The 17,222-nt window shown below is 69.4% G+C and carries 11 protein-coding genes; 9 read left to right on the top strand and 2 right to left on the bottom strand.

Going from position 1 to position 17,222, the window contains the following annotated elements; all coding sequences use genetic code 11:
* Positions 1–478: 478 nt before the first annotated feature.
* Complete coding sequence (locus KME66_RS05500) at positions 479–1,099, bottom strand: hypothetical protein (RefSeq protein ID WP_216319599.1); 621 nt, start codon at positions 1,097–1,099, stop codon at positions 479–481.
* Positions 1,100–1,197: 98 nt separating this feature from the next.
* Here KME66_RS05500 and KME66_RS05495 point away from each other — a divergent pair, with 98 nt between their 5' ends.
* Entirely contained in the window at positions 1,198–1,818 is a 621-nt protein-coding gene (locus KME66_RS05495) for a histidine phosphatase family protein (RefSeq protein WP_216319596.1), read from the top strand.
* A gap of 163 nt (positions 1,819–1,981) precedes the next feature.
* On the opposite strand, the gene KME66_RS05490 is transcribed toward KME66_RS05495, so the two are convergent.
* Positions 1,982–5,866, bottom strand: a complete 3,885-nt coding sequence (locus KME66_RS05490; protein WP_216319593.1) for a GH92 family glycosyl hydrolase — start codon at positions 5,864–5,866, stop codon at positions 1,982–1,984.
* 501 nt (positions 5,867–6,367) lie between these two features.
* On the opposite strand from KME66_RS05490, the gene ngcE reads away from it, so the two are divergent.
* The 8 genes from ngcE to dxs all read left to right on the top strand — a co-directional run bounded on the left by ngcE (position 6,368) and on the right by dxs (position 16,895).
* Positions 6,368–7,813, top strand: a complete 1,446-nt coding sequence (gene ngcE, locus KME66_RS05485) for an N-acetylglucosamine/diacetylchitobiose ABC transporter substrate-binding protein (protein WP_073220983.1) — start codon at positions 6,368–6,370, stop codon at positions 7,811–7,813.
* A gap of 49 nt (positions 7,814–7,862) precedes the next feature.
* Positions 7,863–8,783, top strand: a complete 921-nt coding sequence (locus KME66_RS05480; RefSeq protein WP_073220986.1) for a carbohydrate ABC transporter permease — start codon at positions 7,863–7,865, stop codon at positions 8,781–8,783.
* Positions 8,783–9,733 carry a carbohydrate ABC transporter permease gene (locus tag KME66_RS05475; RefSeq protein WP_073220989.1) on the top strand — a complete coding sequence of 317 codons (951 nt, stop codon included), beginning with the start codon at positions 8,783–8,785 and terminating at the stop codon, positions 9,731–9,733. The genes KME66_RS05480 and KME66_RS05475 overlap by 1 nt, the downstream gene beginning before the upstream one ends.
* Positions 9,734–9,964: 231 nt before the next feature.
* A complete protein-coding gene (locus KME66_RS05470) occupies positions 9,965–11,164 on the top strand; it encodes an ROK family transcriptional regulator (protein ID WP_216319591.1) in 1,200 nt (399 codons plus the stop codon).
* Between the two features lie 120 nt (positions 11,165–11,284).
* The gene (locus KME66_RS05465) at positions 11,285–12,397 is read left to right on the top strand and encodes a sugar ABC transporter substrate-binding protein (protein WP_073220995.1); all 1,113 of its coding nucleotides are present in this window, start codon (positions 11,285–11,287) and stop codon (positions 12,395–12,397) included.
* 300 nt (positions 12,398–12,697) lie between these two features.
* Entirely contained in the window at positions 12,698–13,486 is a 789-nt protein-coding gene (locus KME66_RS05460) for an ATP-binding cassette domain-containing protein (protein ID WP_073220998.1), read from the top strand.
* The gene (locus tag KME66_RS05455) at positions 13,483–14,817 is read left to right on the top strand and encodes a sugar ABC transporter permease (protein WP_216319588.1); all 1,335 of its coding nucleotides are present in this window, start codon (positions 13,483–13,485) and stop codon (positions 14,815–14,817) included. Before KME66_RS05460 ends, KME66_RS05455 begins: the two co-directional genes overlap by 4 nt.
* 164 nt (positions 14,818–14,981) lie before the next feature.
* A complete protein-coding gene (gene dxs / locus KME66_RS05450; protein ID WP_073221001.1) occupies positions 14,982–16,895 on the top strand; it encodes a 1-deoxy-D-xylulose-5-phosphate synthase in 1,914 nt (637 codons plus the stop codon).
* Positions 16,896–17,222 lie beyond the last annotated feature (327 nt).

Genomic DNA, 17,222 nt, shown 5'->3' with positions numbered 1-17,222 from the left:
CGCTGCGTGTCTGCCTCTTCCCGCTGCGTGGCGGCTGCGGGGCATGATCTCGACGATGCGTCCCGAGCGTGTGCCCACCCCCCAGGCCGCTCCGAAAGCGGCCCCACCGGCGAGACCGAGGGCACCGTACCGGATGTTTCCGGCGAACTGCTCCCCAGCGTGGTCCAGCCCGTGCGTCTTCAGGTCTGCCAGTGCCTTGGCGGTGATCACCACGGCGGCGGCCAGGGCGCAGTTCCCGAGTGAGACGAAGCAGGCCGCGAAGGCGGCGACATCGGCGATGGTCCGCCAGTCGTCACCGACCCATTGGCCGAAGCCGGAGTCCCGACGGCGACGACGAGCCGGGCGAGGAAGCGGCACATGACCTTCTGATCAGCCAGATCCGCCGCCGCGCGGTGGACGGCACACGCGAGGGCCGCGCCCCGGGACTCCCGGGGCGCGGCCCTCGCGCCGCTCCCGGGGCCGTGGTTCCGGGCCCGCCTCAGTCCGTGGACTCCGACGGAGTGCGCCAGATGTCGCTGATCCGGCAGGTCGTGCCCTGCGGCACCTCACCGAGGCCCTGCGCTTTCCTCACCGCGGTCCCGCCGGGCTCCAGGGCGACCACTCCCGCCCCGCCTTCCGCGACCTTGACACCCTCCGCGTCGAGGAATTCGAGCATGATCGTGTAACTCGACGTCGTGGACGATCCGTTCACGACCTTCACCTTCGCCGACTGCCAGCCGGTCCGCGGATTGCGCGTGCACGCGGTGATCGTGACGTCCTTCTCGACGCCGGCTTCGGGCGAGAGGCCCCCCGGGCCCGCCTCGTACGGCTCCTCCTCGTACGGCTCTCCGTCGTACGGTTCCGAGTAGGGCGCCCGGGAGCGCGGCGGCAGCGCGATGGAGTCCTCGACCGCGTCCATCGCGTTGTAGACGAGTGTCACCACCGCTCCGGCCACGACGAGCCCGCCGACGACGGCGAGCGTCACGATCAGCCCCGTGCGCTGCTTCCGCGGCGGCCCCGCGGGCGCGGCCCACGGCGAGGGATGTGCCGGAGCCCGGTGCTCGGGCTCGGGCTCCGGCTGCGGCTGTTCGGGCGGCGGAGGCGGAAAGTTGTCGGACATACGGTCCCCCCACGGGAAAGTGATCAGCTGAGGGGCATACCGTACGTGGCTCTGCCGGCCTCACCCGCACCACCTGTACAGAAAGCGAACGGAGCACCATGGGCGAGCTGATCCTCATCCGGCACGGCGAGACCGAATGGTCCCGTTCCGGGCAGCACACGAGCTGGACCGACCTCCCGCTCACCGGCGTCGGGGAGCGCCAGGCCCGCGCCCTCGTCCCGCTGCTGGCCGACCGCACCATCGGGCTCACCCTCGTCAGCCCCTCGATCCGGGCCCGCCGCACCGCCGAACTGGCCGGGCTCCCCGCGCCCCGGGTCACCCCCGAGCTGCGGGAGTGGGACTACGGCGGCTACGAGGGCGTCACCACCCGGGAGATCCGCCGCACCCGCCCCTTCTGGAACCTGTGGACCGACGGCGTCGACCCCGGTTCCGACGAGCATCCCGGCGAGAGCCCCGCCCAGATCGGGCAGCGGGCCGACCAGGTCCTCGCGGGCGTCCGGTCGGCCGCCGAGGAGGTCGGGGACGAGGAGGACATCGCGCTCGTCGCGCACTCGCACTTCCTGCGCGTCCTCACCGCCCGCTACCTCGGCCTGACCCCGGCCGAGGGGCGGCTCTTCCAGCTCGCCACCGGCGCCGTCTCCCGGCTCGGCATCGAACACGGCCGACCGGTCGTCGCCGCGCTCAACGTGGCCCTGCCCGAGAGCCTCCAGCCGGAGTGAGCCCGGCCCGGCTCCGCCCGCACCGGAGCATCCGGCGCGGCCGGCACCTCCGGCTGCACCGGTCTCGCCGGGCCGCGGCTGTCAGGGCCGCCACCACCGGCACGCCGACGGCCGGCACCCCGGCCTTCCGGGGTACCGGCCGCCCGCGCTCACCGCGTGCCCGTCAGGAGAGCAGCTCCACCTCCGCGAGCGTCGCCGAACCCGTCAGCACCAGCCGGTACTGCGTGTACGAGCCGGGCTTCGCCACCGAGAAGACCCGGGTCTGCCTGTCCCAGGCGAACGACTGGCCCAAGCGGCGGTCGACGTCCTTCCACTTCTTCCCGTCCGCCGAACCCTGGAGCGTCCACCCCTGCGGGGCCTTGTCCGCCGCCGCCGAGGTCAGCGTGTACTGGACGCCCTTCGTGGCCGAGGACACCGGCAGCTCCACCGACTCCACCGTCGCCGAGGTGGCGGAGGTGTCGTCGAACAGCGCGCCGTCACCCTTCAGCGCGTCGCCCCGGGGCGTCGGGACCCGGTCGTCCTTCTGCACCGAGACCGGGGCCGCGTCCTTGCCCGTGCCCCAGGCCGACGGCTCCGGGCCCATGGCGAACTCCAGCGTGCCGCCCCTGGCCAGCACGTCGTGGGGGAGTGCCGTGGAGGTCCACTTCTTGCCGTTGACCTTCACGCCCTGCACGTAGATGTTCCGGTCGCTGTTCTTCGGGGCCTTCACGACCAGCTTGCGGCCGTTGTCCATGCGGACGGTGGCCTTCTTGAAGAGCGGCGAGCCGATCGCGTACTCCCCGCTGCCCATCACCAGCGGGTAGAAGCCGAGCGAGGAGAAGAGGAACCAGGCCGACTGCTCGCCGTTGTCCTCGTCGCCGTGGATGCCCTGCCCGATCTCGCTGCCGACGTACAGCCGGCCCAGGACCTCGCGGACCTTCTCCTGCGTCTTGTACGGCTGCGAGGCCGCGTTGTACATGTACGTGGCATGGTGGGCGACCTGGTTGCTGTGGCCGTACTGGCCCATCCGCACATCACGCGCCTCGGTCATCTCGTGGATGACTCCGCCGTAGCTGCCGGTGAACTCCGGGCCCGCCGTCTCCGGCGTCGAGAAGTACGTGTCCAGCTTCTCGCCCAGGCCCGCGCGGCCGCCGTACAGGTTGGCCAGGCCCCGGCTGTCCTGCGGGGCGGTGAAGGCGTAGCCCCAGCCGTTGGTCTCGGTGTAGTCGTAGCCCCAGACGCGCGGGTCGTAGCTGTCCGAGGGGAGGCGCCAGTCGCCGTTCGGCTTCCTGCCCTGGAAGAACCCGGCCTTGTCGTCGAAGAGCTTGACGTACTTCTGCGCCCGGTTCATGAAGTACTCGGACTCTTCCTTGTACCGCGCCTTCTTCGTCTTCCTGTACAGCTCCTGGCCCATGCGGGCGATGCCGTAGTCGTTGACGTAACCCTCCAGGGACCAGGACAGGCCTTCGTGGGTGGCGGTGTCGGCGTAACCGGTGAAGACCGAGGTCTCCAGCCCCTTGCGGCCGACGCCCGAGGACGGCGGGGCCACGGTGGCGTTCTTGAGCGCCGCGTCGTAGGCCGCCTCGGCGTCGAACTTCACGCCCTTGACGTACGCGTCGGCGAACGCCACGTCCGAGCTGGTGCCGGTCATCAGGTCCGCGTAGCCGGGGGAGGACCAGCGCGAGGTCCAGCCGCCGTCCTTGTAGTGCTGCACGAAGCCGTCCACCAGCTTTCCGGCCTTCTTCGGGGAGAAGAAGGAGTAGGCGGGCCACGTCGTGCGGTAGGTGTCCCAGAAGCCGTTGTTGACGTACACCTCGCCGTCGACGATCTTCGCGCCGGTCCGCGTCGGGGTGTTCTCGCCGGTCGCCTTCGAGAAGGGGCTGGCGTACCTGTTCTTGCCCTCCACCTTCTCGTGGCCGGAGTTCGGGTAGAGGTAGAGCCGGTAGAGGCTGGAGTAGAGCGTGGTCAGCTGGTCGGCGTTCGCGCCCTCGACCTCGACCGCCCCCAGGACGTCGTCCCAGGCGCGCTGCGCCGTGCGCTGCACGCGCTCGAACGAGGTGGACTCCGGGATCTCCATGGCCAGGTTCCGCTTCGCCTGGTCGACGCCGATCAGCGAGGTGGCCAGGCGGAGGCCGACGGTGCGGTCCTTGCCCGCGTCGAAGCGGAAGAAGCCGGTGACGTCGTCGCCCCCGCCGCCCTTCAGCTTCCCGCTGTCGGTGACCGGCGCGTCGAAGACGCCGTACACGAACATCCGGGTCGCTCCGGTGGACAGGCCGCTCCTGACGTCCGTGTAACCGGAGAAGGAGCTGGTCTTCGGGTCCAGCGTGATGCCGCCGGCGTTCGAGACGTTGTCGAAGACCAGGCTGGCGTCCTCGCCCGGATAGGTGAACCGCATCCGGGCCGCGTGGTCGGCCGGCGTCATCTCGGCCTTCAGGCCGTTCTCGAACGTGACGCCGTAGTAGTGCGGCTTCGCCGTCTCGTTCTCGTGCCGGAACGGCAGCGCGCGGGCGGTCCGGGACGCGTCCGGGGTGCCGCTCGCCGCCGACGGCATCACCTGGAACGTCTGCCGGTCACCCATCCACGGGCTCGGCTCATGGCTCGCCCCGAAGGCCTGGAGCGTGGGGAGGTTGTCCGCGTTGTTGCCCCGCTGGTAGTCGTACAGCCAGCTCAGCGAACCGGCGTTGGTCACCGGCGTCCAGAAGTTGAAGCCGTGCGGGAGTGCCGTGGCCGGAATGTTGTTGCCGCGCGAGAAGCCGCCGCTGGAGTTGGTGCCCCGGGTGGTCAGCGCGTAGTCCGACAGATGCGCCTTGCGCTTCTCCGGCTTCTTCGGGGCGATCGTGATGTCGTCGATCCAGCCCTGGAACTTCGCCTTCCCCTTGGGGGAGTCGTACGCCACCAGGATCCGGTCGACCGTCTTGCCCGCGGCGACCGTGCCGATCCGGGCGGCGACCTTGTTCCACTGGTTGACGTAGAGGCGCTTGGCGTCCGCCTGGCCCTGCGGGGTCAGCAGCCCGCCGTGGCTGTCGGTCGCCCTGAGCTCGCTCAGGTACGTGCCGTCGGTGAAGGCGAGATCCACCGCGACGTGGGTGGCCGGATAGTTCAGGTCCGTCTCGCTCATCTGCGGATGGACGAGGTAGGACAGCTCGGTGTCCTTGGTGACGGCCGTGTTCACGTCGAAGATCTTGTTGTACGAGTAGGCGCGTCCGTCCGGCGTGTGCGTGCCCGCGTAACGCAGTGCCCTCTTTCCGGTGAATCCCGCGCCCGCCTTCGCGGTGGGGGAGCCGGAGGGACCGCGGTCGGGCCGGCTGCGCATCTCCTCGGGTACCGGGTCGGAGGTGTCACCGTTCGAGAACTGAACGTCGGCGAGCTGGAGCGTGTCCGAGGCGCCGTTGTTCCTGGTGATCTCCAGCCGGAAGTGCCGGTACGCGGTGTCGCTCGCGAAGTCGTACGTCTTCGTCTCGTGCCGCCGGGCGAAGGACTCGCCGGTGCGGGTGTCGAGGCCGGTCCACTTCTCGCCGTCCGCCGAGCCCTGGAGCGTCCAGTCCTTCGGGTCGCGCTCGGCGTGGTCGTTGGCCGAAGTGAGGGCGTACGTCACGACCTTGACCGGTTCGTCCAGATCGAACTCGACCCAGCCGGTCTTCGCGAAGGTCAGCCACTTGGAGGCCGGCTCGACATCGACGAGGTTCTCCTTGACCTCGCCGCCGGCGGTGTTCTCGGCGCTCGCGCGCACCTGGGTCACCCGGTCGGTGACGTTGCCCGGGATGCCCGAGGAGAAGCCCCCGTCGACCCCGGAGGACCGCTTCTCGCCGTCGGGCCCCTCCTCGACGGTGTCGCGCCAGTCCGGCTGCCTCTCGTCCGCCTCGAAGGAGGTGGAGAACGTCCGGTCGCCGGGCGGCTTCCGGTCCGGCGGGGCGGGCTGCGCCGAGGCGGCCGCTGGGGCGATCACCACCAGCGCGAGGGAGGCCGCCAGGGCGGCTGCTGTGCGGGTCCGTCTCCGGCGGGAGGCCGGGCGGGGGACCGCGTGAGGGGCTGTGTCGGAGCCGTGGTTGAGGCCGCGTGGTGGCTGCATGCCGAGCCGTTCCTCCCCGGAAGAATGCCTGGACAACGTTGTCATGGCGGGATGCAAGGTCCAGTAGGGAGCCAAGTGACAGGACGTGTCAAGGGTGTTGCCGCAGGGTCCGTCGGCGAATCGGCCGGAATGGGGAAATAGCCGCCGCCGGCGGAGGGGGCCGGGTGCCGAGGTATCCGTGAGGTCTCAACTCGGGAAAGACTGCCGCCCAAAGCTGCTTTCGATCTTGCTCAGTTGGCGACAAGTGGACTATACCTGTCGGCATCTGCACAGCCGTCTCATACGGATGTGCGCGGGGGAACAGGAACGTCGCGAGGACGCCGGAGGCATCCTCGCTGTACGGTCTCCCGGCATCCCCACGGCACCGGCCCGTCCGGTCCATCTGTACATCCGTATGACCCAAGCGCAACTGACCGCGGTGGCGGGGCCCTTCGCCCTAGGCGAATTCTCGACGGGTGACCGGCACACCGCCTGAGTCCTGGAGAAGGCGAGGACTTGAGCATGGGATCCACCTCCGCCCACAACAATGAGGGCCTTGGCCGTCGCGATCTGATCAAGCGTTCTGCCGCACTCGGCCTGATCGCTGTTCCGACGATGAGCTTCCTGTCCGCCTGCGCGAGCGGCGACAGCGGCAGCGACGACAAGGTCGAAAAGGGCGAAAAGAGCGACAAGAACCCGCTGGCCGTCAACGGCAGCGCCCCGCTGGAGATCGTCATCTTCGACGGCGGCTTCGGCACCAAGTACGCCGAGGACGCCAAGGCCGTCTACGAGAAGACCTACCCCGAGGCGAAGGTCAAGTTCTCGGCCACGCAGAAGATCCAGTCGGTTCTTCAGCCGCGATTCAACGGTGGCACCCCGCCGGACCTGATCGACAACTCCGGTGCCCAGCAGATGGACATGGGCGTCCTGGTCGGCAAGAAGCAGCTCACCGACCTGACCCCGCTCCTCGACGCCCCCTCCATCGACGACCCCGCCAAGACGGTCCGCGACACCCTGCGGCCCGGCATCGTCCAGATGGGCCAGTTCGACGGCGACCCGGTCTGGATCATGTACTACGCGTACACGGTCTACGGCGTCTGGTACTCGCAGACCGCGCTGGAGAAGCTCGACGCCACGTACCCGGAGACCTGGGACGACATGCTCGCGCTCTGCGCGAAGGCGAAGAAGAAGGGCATCGCCGGCTGGACCTACCCCGGCAAGCACCCCTACTACCTCCCCTTCTCGCTGTACCCCTTCATCGCGAAGATCGGCGGCAACGAGGTCCTCGACGCGATCGACAACCTGGAGCCGAAGGCCTGGGAGCACCCCGCGGTCAAGGCGGCCTTCGAGGCGTACTACGAGCTGGTCGCCAAGGACTACATCCTGGAGGGCACCCCCGGCCTCGACCACCGCGGTTCGCAGGGCGCGTGGGCCCGCGGCAAGGCGCTGTTCATCCCGAACGGCTCCTGGGTCGAGAACGAGGAAGCGGCGATCATCCCCAAGGACTTCAAGCTGTCCGTGGGCGCCCCCTCCAGCCTCGACTCCTCGGACAAGATGCCCTTCGGCACCCTCTGGGCGTCGGGTGGCGAGCCGTTCATCGTCCCGAGCAAGGCGAAGAACGTCGAGGGCGGCATGGAGCAGCTGCGCATCATGCTCAGCGAGGCGTCCTCCAAGTCCTTCACCGCCAGCACGAAGTCGCTGTCCGCCTTCAACGGCGGCACGGACGGCATCGAGCTCTCCGACGGCCTCAAGTCCGGTGTCGCCGCGCTGGAGAAGGCCGGTACCAACGTGGTCAACCCGCGCCTGCAGGACTGGTACGTGAAGCTCCAGAAGGAGCAGATCGGTGTCGCCGCGCTCGGCGAGATGATGGCGGGCCGCGCCAAGCCGGCCGAGACCATCAAGAAGATCCAGGCCTTCGCCGACGCGACCGCCAAGGACCAGTCCATCAAGCACTTCAAGCACCAGTGACCACGCGTCACCAGCGGCGGGCAGCACGGGAAGGTCGGAGTCGGTAACGATGCAACACGGTAAATACCGGTTCATAGTCGGTTTCTTGGTGGCCCCGATGACGTTGTACGTCATCTTCGTCATCTGGCCCTTCATCCAGTCCATCTACTACTCGTTCACGGACTGGACGGGTCTGAGCCCCGACTTCACGATGGTCGGGTTCGACAACTACGCCAAGATGCTCGACGACGACGTCTTCTGGAAATCGCTGCAGCACAGTGTGCTGCTGGCGGTGCTGCTCCCGCTGGTGACGCTGGGCCTCGCGCTCTTCTTCGCCTTCATGCTCAACGTCGGCGGGCGGCGCCGCAAGGGCGCCGCCGTCACCGGCGTACGGGGCTCGGGGTTCTACAAGATCGCGTACTTCTTCCCGCAGGTGCTCTCGATCGCGATCGTGGCCATCCTGTTCCAGTTCGCCTTCGACCCGGCCCAGGGCATGATCAACGGCATGCTCAAGGCCGTCGGCTTCACGGACGTACCGACCTGGCTGGGTGATCCGCAGCTGGCGCTGTGGGTCATCATGGCGGTCCTCGTCTGGTGCACGACCGGCTTCTTCGTGGTCCTGTTCTCCGCGGGAATGGCCTCCATCCCCAAGGACTTCTACGAGGCCGCCCTGCTGGACGGGGCCAGCCGCTTCACGACCTTCTTCCGGATCACGCTGCCGCTGCTGTGGGACACGGTCCAGTCCGGCTGGGTCTACATGGGCATCCTGGCGCTCGGCGCCGAGGGTTTCGCCATCGTCCACATCATGAGCGTCGGTCCCGGCGGGCCCGACTACTCGACCACCGTCCTGCCGCTGTACGTCTACCAGGCGGCGTTCCGTGACGGACAGGCGGGCTACGCGACCACGATCGGTGTCGCCCTGCTCATCGTGACGCTGGCCTTCGCCGCCATCGTCATGCGGGTGGGCCGGCGCGAGCGGCTGGAGTTCTGATGAAGACCACTGACACCCCTGCGTCCGGACCCTCCGAAGCCCCGTCCGGGGCCGACGCCGCCGAGGTGCCGGCCCAGCGCGCCGGCACGGTCTCCAAGGGCGCCCCGGCCCCCGCGAAGAGCAGCGAGGGCCACGTCCTCAACGTCTTCTCCCACGGGGTGCTGATCCTGTGGGCGATCATGGTCGTCCTGCCGCTGTTCTGGGCGGTGATGTCCTCGTTCAAGACCGACTCGGACATCTTCAACACCCCGTGGTCGCTGCCCGACTCGCTGAACTTCGACAGCTGGGGACGGGCCTGGAGCCAGGCCCACATGAGCGAGTACTTCCTGAACACCATCCTGGTGGTGGGCGGGTCGCTCGTCGGCACGCTGGTCCTCGGGTCCATGGCCGCCTACGTGCTCGCCCGCTTCGAGTTCCCCGGCAACCGCTTCATCTACTTCCTGTTCGTCGGCGGCATGAGCTTCCCGATCATGCTGGCGCTGGTCCCGCTGTTCTACGTCATGGACAACATGGGGCTGCTGAACACGATCCACGGCCTGATCGCCGTGTACATCGCGTACTCGCTGCCGTTCACCGTGTTCTTCCTGACCTCGTTCTTCCGTACGCTGCCGACCTCGGTGGCGGAGGCGTCGATCATCGACGGGGCCTCGCACACCCGCACGTTCTTCCAGGTCATGCTGCCGATGGCCAAGCCCGGCCTGATCAGCGTCGGGATCTTCAACTTCCTGGGGCAGTGGAACCAGTACATGCTGCCGACGGTGCTGAACACCGACCCGGAGAAGCGGGTGCTGGCCCAGGGCCTGGTGGAGCTGGCCGCCAGCCAGGGCTACAAGGGCGACTACTCCGGCCTCTTCGCCGGTCTGGTGATCGCGATGCTGCCCGTGCTGGCCGCGTACATCATCTTCCAGCGCCAGGTCGTCTCCGGTCTGACGGCGGGCGCGCTGAAGTAGCCCCCTCCCCGAGAAGGTCACGTATCCACAACGGCCCGGTGCCCCGGCGGACTCGATCCGCCGGGGCACCGGGCCGTTGCCGGGTGCGCCGGTGCTCAGGTCTTGACGGGAGGCACCCCCGAACGGTCAGCTTAGAGTTCACATGTTGGAGGAAGCCGGGGTCTCATCGCTGCGGCCCCGGCCGGGGCGGTCCTCAGGGACCGCCCGCCAAGGGCAGGAGTGGATGAGTCGATGGAGACTCCCGGGTCGCAGACATCGCTGCACAGGGCCAATCTGGAGCGGGTCGTACGCGCCGTACGGATGGCGGGTTCGCTCACCCAGGCGGAGATCGCCCGGAGCACCGGCCTCTCCGCGGCCACCGTCTCCAATATCGTCCGGGAGCTGAAGGACGGCGGAACGGTCGAGGTCACCCCCACCTCCGCGGGCGGCCGCCGGGCCCGCAGCGTCTCGCTCAGCGGCGACGCGGGCATCGTCATCGGCGTCGACTTCGGCCATACGCATCTGCGCGTCGCCGTCGGCAACCTCGCCCACCAGGTCCTCGCGGAGGAGTCCGAGCCGCTGGACGTCGACGCCTCGTCCGCCGAGGGCTTCGACCGGGCCGAGGTGCTGGTCAAGCGGCTGATCGAGGCCACCGGGATCGGCCCGGACAAGGTGATCGGCGTCGGCCTCGGCGTGCCCGGCCCCATCGACGTCGAGTCCGGCACCCTCGGCTCCACCTCGATCCTGCCGGGCTGGACGGGCATCAACCCCAGCGACGAGCTCTCCGGCCGCCTCGGCGTGCCCGTGTACGTCGACAACGACGCCAACCTCGGCGCGCTGGGCGAGCTGGTCTGGGGCAGCGGCCGGGGCGTCAAGGACCTCGCGTACATCAAGGTGGCCAGCGGGGTCGGGGCCGGCCTGGTGATCGACGGGACGATCTACCGCGGCCCCGGCGGCACGGCCGGCGAGATCGGGCACATCACGCTCGACGAGTCGGGCCCGGTCTGCCGCTGCGGCAACCGCGGCTGCCTGGAGACCTTCACCGCCGCCCGCTACGTCCTGCCGCTGCTCCAGCCCAGCCACGGCCCCGGGCTCACCATGGAGCGGGTGGTCCAGCTGGCCCGCGAGGGCGATCCGGGGTGCCGCCGGGTGATCGGGGACGTGGGCCGCCACATCGGCAGTGGTGTGGCCAACCTGTGCAATCTGCTCAACCCCAGCCGTGTCGTGCTCGGCGGCTCGCTGGCGGAGGCCGGGGAGCTGGTCCTGGGGCCCATACGGGACTCCGTGTCGCGGTACGCGATCCCCAGCGCCGCCCGGCAGCTCTCGGTCCTTCCCGGGGCGCTCGGCGGCCGTGCCGAGGTGCTGGGCGCACTCGCCCTGGTGCTCAGCGAGATGGGGGATTCAACCCTTTTGGAGAGCACCCTCCCCGTGGCGACTCCTGCCTTCACTTAGATAACGAATGGCACCGTTGTCATCTCGTTAAGGATTTACTCCTTGACGCTGGCGCTGCGGCCGAGTTGACTTCCAGCCACCTCGGCCGCAACGTCGCGGCCTCGTCAGGGAGGTTCGAGAATGAACACGCGTATGCGTCGTGCCGCCGTTGCCGTTGCCGCCACCACGATGGCGATCTCGCTGGCCGCTTGCGGGAGCGCCAAGGAGTCCGGCGACAAGGCCGAAGAGAGCTCCGAGAAGAAGGGTGACGACCTGAAGATAGGTCTGCTCCTTCCCGAGAACCAGACGGCCCGCTACGAGAAGTTCGACCGGCCGATCATCGAGAAGAAGATCAGCGAGCTCACCGGCGGCAAGGCGAAGGTCACCTACGCCAACGCCAAGCAGGACGCGACCACCCAGTCGCAGCAGGTCGACACCATGATCACTAACAAGGTCGACGCCCTCATCCTGGGCTCGGTCGACTCCAAGGCGATCGCCAACAGCGTCAAGAAGGCCAAGGACGCCGGCATCCCGGTCGTCGCCTTCGACCGCCTCGCCGAAGGCCCCATCGACGCCTACACCTCCTTCGACAACGAAGAGGTCGGCCGGGCCCAGGGCACCGCCCTGCTGGAGGCCCTCGGCGACAAGGCCGACGGCGGCACGATCGTGATGATGAACGGCGCGATCACCGACCCCAACGCCGCGCTCTTCAAGTCGGGCGCCAAGTCCGTCCTCGACGGCAAGGTCAAGTACGGCAAGGAGTACGACACCAAGGAGTGGAAGCCGGAGAACGCCAACTCCAACATGGAGGCGGCGATCACCGCGCTCGGCAAGGACAAGATCGACGGCGTCTACTCCGCCAACGACGGCATGGCGGGCGGCATCATCACCGCCCTCAAGGCCGCCGGCATCGACCCCCTGCCGCCCGTCACCGGCCAGGACGCCGAGCTCGCGGGTGTGCAGCGCATCGTCTCCGGTGAGCAGTTCATGAGCGTCTACAAGTCCTACCCGGCCGAGGGCATCGTCGCCGCGGAGATGGCCGTCGCCCTCGCCAAGGGCGAGAAGCTCGACTCCATCGCCACCTCCGAGGTCGACAGCGCCACCACCAAGGGCATCCCGACGGTCCTCGTCCCGGTCGTCTCGCTGACCAAGGACAACATCAAGGACACCGTCATCAAGGACGGCATCTGGACGATGGACGAGATCTGCACGGCCAAGTACAAGGCCGCCTGCGACAAGATCGGTCTGAAGTAGTCCTCCGGGGCTCCGGCCCCGGGGACCCGGCCCGCCCCCGAGCCGCCGGGTCCCGCCCGCTCCACCGCCACCCGGCCCGCCGCGCCCCGCGCGAGGGCCGGGCGGCCCACCGCCCGCGCGGGCGCAGGCCCCGGCCCGCCCGCGCCACGAAGCCTGTCCGGCGTCCCGCACACCAACCGTCCCGCTACCGGGCGGGGCGCCGGACGGAACGCTTCACCCCTATATCCCGTATCTCTTCTGCTCGACACCGCCGCGCCTTCCCCCGGGCGCGGCATCCCCGCCGGTCAGGCGGCGAAGGAGATGGTTCATGTGTCCGCTACGCCTGTGTTGGCGTTGCGAGGGGTCTCCAAGCGCTTCGGTGCCGTCCAGGTACTCACCGATGTAGAGCTTGAGGTCCACGCCGGCGAGGTGGTCGCCCTCGTCGGCGACAACGGCGCCGGTAAATCAACGCTGGTCAAGACGATCGCCGGAGTGCACCCCATCGATGACGGCGTCATCGAGTGGGAGGGCCGCGCGGTGCAGATCAACAAGCCGCACGACTCCCAGAACCTCGGCGTCGCGACCGTCTACCAGGACCTCGCGCTGTGCGACAACATCGACGTCGTCGGCAACCTCTACCTGGGCCGGGAGCTGCGCAGGTTCGGCATCCTGGACGAGGTGGAGATGGAGCGCCGCTCCCGCGAGCTGCTCTCCACGCTCTCCATCCGGATCCCGAGCGTCCGCATCCCGATCGCCTCGCTCTCCGGCGGTCAGCGCCAGACCGTGGCCATCGCCCGGTCGATGCTCGGCGAGCCCAAGCTGGTCATCCTCGACGAGCCGACCGCCGCCCTCGGCGTCGAGCAGACCGCCCAGGTCCTCGACCTCGTCGAGCGGCTGCGCGAGCGCGGTCACGCGGTCATCCTCATCAGCCACAACATGGCCGACGTGAAGGCCGTGGCCGACAAGGTCGCGGTGCTCCGGCTCGGCCGGAACAACGGTGTCTTCGATGTGAAGACCACCTCCCAGGAAGACATCATCTCCGCCATCACGGGCGCCACGGACAACGCCGTGACCCGACGTGCGGCGCGCAACGCGGAGGTTTCCCAGTGACCACAGACGAGACCACCGGCACGGTGGACAAGAGCAGCACCTCGCTCGACCAGGGCAGCGTTGCGGCGGACACGGTGCCCGAGAGCAACCCGGACGCCGCCGACGGCGCTGCCACGGTCGTCGACCCCCGTCTGCTCGTCCGCGAACAGGGCCTGGCCGGCTACGTCACCGAGTTCAAGCGCAAGATCAGCGGCGGTGACCTGGGCTCGATCCCGGTGGTCATCGGCCTCGCGATCATCGCCATCGTCTTCCAGAGCCTGAACTCCGAGTTCCTCTCCGCGAAGAACATCAGCGACATCGCGGTCACCATGGTCGCCACCGGCATGATGGCCGTGGGCATCATCTTCGTCCTGCTGCTCGGCGAGATCGACCTCTCGGTCGGTTCCGTCTCCGGTGTCTCCGGCGCCGTGGTCGCGGTGCTCAGCGTCACCCAGGGCATGAACGAGTGGCTGGCGATCCTCGTCGCCATCGTCAGCGGTGCGGTGATGGGCGCGATCCACGGCTTCTTCTTCGCCCGGATCGGGGCGCCGGCCTTCGCCGTGACCCTGGCCGGCCTGCTGTTCTGGCTCGGCTTCATGCTCCAGCTGCTCGGCGACTCGGGGACGATCAACCTGGACGGCGAGGGCGTGGTCGGCCGGCTGACCACGTACTACTTCACCGACGTCGCCGCCGCCTACGGGCTGGCCGCCGTCGCGGTCATCGGCTACTTCGCCGCCGCCTTCCTGGACAGCCGCCGCCGCGAGGCCGCGGGCATCCCGTCCCGCCCGGTCGCCGACATCACCGTGCGCACCGTGGTCCTCGCGGTGTTCGCCTTCGCCGCCGCGTACATGTTCAACCAGTACCGCGGCCTGCCGCTCGCCCTGGTCCTCTTCCTGGTCGTTCTGGTCGGCACGGACTTCCTGCTCCGCCGGACGGCCTACGGGCGGAAGATCTTCGCACTCGGCGGCAGCGTCGAGGCCTCCCGGCGTGCCGGTATCAACGTCACCGCGATCCGGATCTCCGTCTTCTCCATCGCGGGCACCTTCGCGGCGATCGGCGGCCTGTTCTGGGCCTCCAAGATCGCGGCGGCCAACCAGGGCTCCGGCACCGGCGACCTCCTGATGAACGTCATCGCGGCGGCCGTCATCGGCGGCACCAGCCTCTTCGGCGGACGCGGCCGCACCTGGAACGCGCTGCTCGGCGTCATGGTCATCGTCTCGATCCAGTACGGCCTGTCGCTGGAAGGCATCGCCACGCCGATCCAGTACATGGTCACCGGCGCCGTGCTCCTTGCCACGGTCGTCATCGACTCCGTCACCCGGAAGACCCAGAAGACCGCGGGTCGCGCCTGACCGCACGTTCGCGCAGGTGCCCGGCGTCCCGAGAGGGGCTGCCGGGCACCTGCGCGTGTCCGGGTATCGCTACGAACAGGCCCGCCCGCTGCTCACGTCCGGTAGCGGAACATTAGACTCATCGGATCGGCACGCTCGATCAGCTCAAACGCAAGGAGGCACGGGTGGATCTGCTGACCCGCATCAAGGGACCGCGCGACCTGGACCGGCTCAGCCTCGGTGAGCTGGACCAGCTCGCGGAGGAGATCCGCACCTTCCTGGTGGACGCGGTGTCCAAGACCGGCGGCCACCTCGGACCCAACCTGGGCGTCGTCGAGCTCACCATCGCCCTGCACCGGGTCTTCGAGTCCCCGAAGGACAAGGTGCTGTGGGACACCGGCCACCAGGCTTACGTCCACAAGCTGCTCACCGGCCGCCAGGACTTCTCCCGGCTCAAGAGCAAGGGCGGCCTCTCCGGCTACCCCTCCCGTGCCGAGTCCGACCACGACATCATCGAGAACAGCCACGCCTCCGGGGTCCTCGGCTGGGCCGACGGCATGGCCAAGGCGAACGAGGTCCTCAAGAAGAACGACCACGTCGTCGCCGTCATCGGGGACGGCGCGCTCACCGGCGGGATGGCCTGGGAGGCGCTGAACAACATCGCCGCCGCCAAGGACCGCCCCCTCGTCATCGTCGTCAACGACAACGAGCGCTCCTACGCGCCCACCATCGGCGGCCTGGCCAACCACCTCGCCACGCTCCGCACGACCGACGGATACGAACGGTTCCTCGCCCGCGGCAAGGACTTCCTGGAGCGCACGCCCGTCGTCGGCCGCCCGCTGTACGACACCCTGCACGGCGCCAAGAAGGGCCTCAAGGACTTCATCGCCCCGCAGGGCATGTTCGAGGACCTCGGCCTGAAGTACGTCGGCCCGATCGACGGCCACGACATCGAGGCCCTGGAATCCGCGCTCCAGCGCGCCAAGCGCTTCGGCGGCCCGGTCATCGTGCACTGCCTGACCGAGAAGGGCCGCGGCTACACCCCGGCGCTGGAGGACGAGGCCGACCGCTTCCACGCGGTCGGCAAGATCCACCCGGACACCGGCCTGCCGATCTCCACCTCCGGCCTCGACTGGACCTCCGTCTTCGGCGAGGAGATGGTCAAACTCGGCCAGGAGCGCGAGGACATCGTCGCCATCACCGCCGCCATGCTCCAGCCGGTCGGCCTCGGCAAGTTCCAGCAGGCCTTCCCGGACCGGATCTACGACGTCGGCATCGCCGAGCAGCACGGCGCGGTCTCCGCGGCTGGCCTCGCCACCGGCGGCCTCCACCCGGTCTTCGCGGTCTACGCCACCTTCCTCAACCGCGCCTTCGACCAGGTCCTGATGGACGTGGCCCTGCACAAGTGCGGTGTCACCTTCGTCCTGGACCGGGCCGGCATCACCGGCACCGACGGCGCCTCGCACAACGGCATGTGGGACATGTCGATCCTCCAGTGCGTGCCCGGTCTCCGGATCGCCGCCCCGCGCGACGCCGACCAGGTCCGGGCCCAGCTGCGCGAGGCCGTCGCCGTCGACGACGCGCCCACCGTGGTCCGCTTCTCCAAGGGCGCGGTCGGCCCCGCCGTCCAGGCGGTCGGCAGGGCCGGCGGCATGGACGTCCTGCGCGAGCCGAAGGCGACGCGCCCCGACGTGCTGATCGTCTCCGTCGGAGCGCTCGCCCCGATGTGCCTGGAGATCGCCGACCTGCTGGACGCCCAGGGCATCTCCAGCACCGTCGTCGACCCCCGCTGGGTCAAGCCCGTCGACGAGGCACTCGCCCCGCTCGCCGAGCGTCACCGCGTCGTCGTCACCGTCGAGGACAACAGCCGTGCCGGAGGCGTCGGCTCCGCCGTCTCCCAGGCCCTGCGCGACGCCGGTGTCGACGTACCGCTGCGCGACTTCGGCATCCCGCCGGTCTTCCTCGACCACGCCTCGCGCGGCGAGGTCATGACCGAGATCGGGCTGACCGCGCCGGACATCGCCCGGCAGGTCACGGGCCTGGTCGCCAAGCTGGACGGCCGCTTCGAGAGCCGCGCCGTGGAGCCCGCCCGCGACTGATCCAGCCTCCGCACGGCCCACGGCCGGGGGTACGACCCGTGCGGGAGTCGTACCCCCGGCCCGTTCGCACGGGCCGGTCCGGACGGCGCGCGTCCTGACGGACCGCACCGCACCGCACCACGGCGTACACCGTTCCCGCCCGAAGATCCGCGGGCGAGCCGGCGGAGGGCCGCCCTGCCGGGGGACTCCCGCGGTGCCGCCGCGTCCGGGACCCGTCCCCGGCGGCACCGCGGGGGTCCTGTCCGGCCGTCCCCCTTCCCGGCCGGACCGCCCTTCCCCGGACGGTCCGGCCGTCCCCCCTCCCGGTCGGACCGTCCGGGGAAGGCC

The sequence above is a fragment of the Streptomyces sp. YPW6 genome, assembly GCF_018866325.1.
Classification (GTDB): Bacteria; Actinomycetota; Actinomycetes; order Streptomycetales; family Streptomycetaceae; genus Streptomyces.
This window is presented reverse-complemented; position numbering and strand designations above follow the sequence as displayed.

Coding starts and splice junctions, on each gene's coding strand:
- KME66_RS05500 (WP_216319599.1), bottom strand. CDS start 1,099: ATGTCCGACAACTTTCCGCCTCCGCCGCCCGAACAGCCGCAGCCGGAG.
- KME66_RS05495 (WP_216319596.1), top strand. CDS start 1,198: ATGGGCGAGCTGATCCTCATCCGGCACGGCGAGACCGAATGGTCCCGT.
- KME66_RS05490 (WP_216319593.1), bottom strand. CDS start 5,866: ATGCAGCCACCACGCGGCCTCAACCACGGCTCCGACACAGCCCCTCAC.
- ngcE (WP_073220983.1), top strand. CDS start 6,368: ATGGGATCCACCTCCGCCCACAACAATGAGGGCCTTGGCCGTCGCGAT.
- KME66_RS05480 (WP_073220986.1), top strand. CDS start 7,863: ATGCAACACGGTAAATACCGGTTCATAGTCGGTTTCTTGGTGGCCCCG.
- KME66_RS05475 (WP_073220989.1), top strand. CDS start 8,783: ATGAAGACCACTGACACCCCTGCGTCCGGACCCTCCGAAGCCCCGTCC.
- KME66_RS05470 (WP_216319591.1), top strand. CDS start 9,965: ATGGAGACTCCCGGGTCGCAGACATCGCTGCACAGGGCCAATCTGGAG.
- KME66_RS05465 (WP_073220995.1), top strand. CDS start 11,285: ATGAACACGCGTATGCGTCGTGCCGCCGTTGCCGTTGCCGCCACCACG.
- KME66_RS05460 (WP_073220998.1), top strand. CDS start 12,698: ATGGTTCATGTGTCCGCTACGCCTGTGTTGGCGTTGCGAGGGGTCTCC.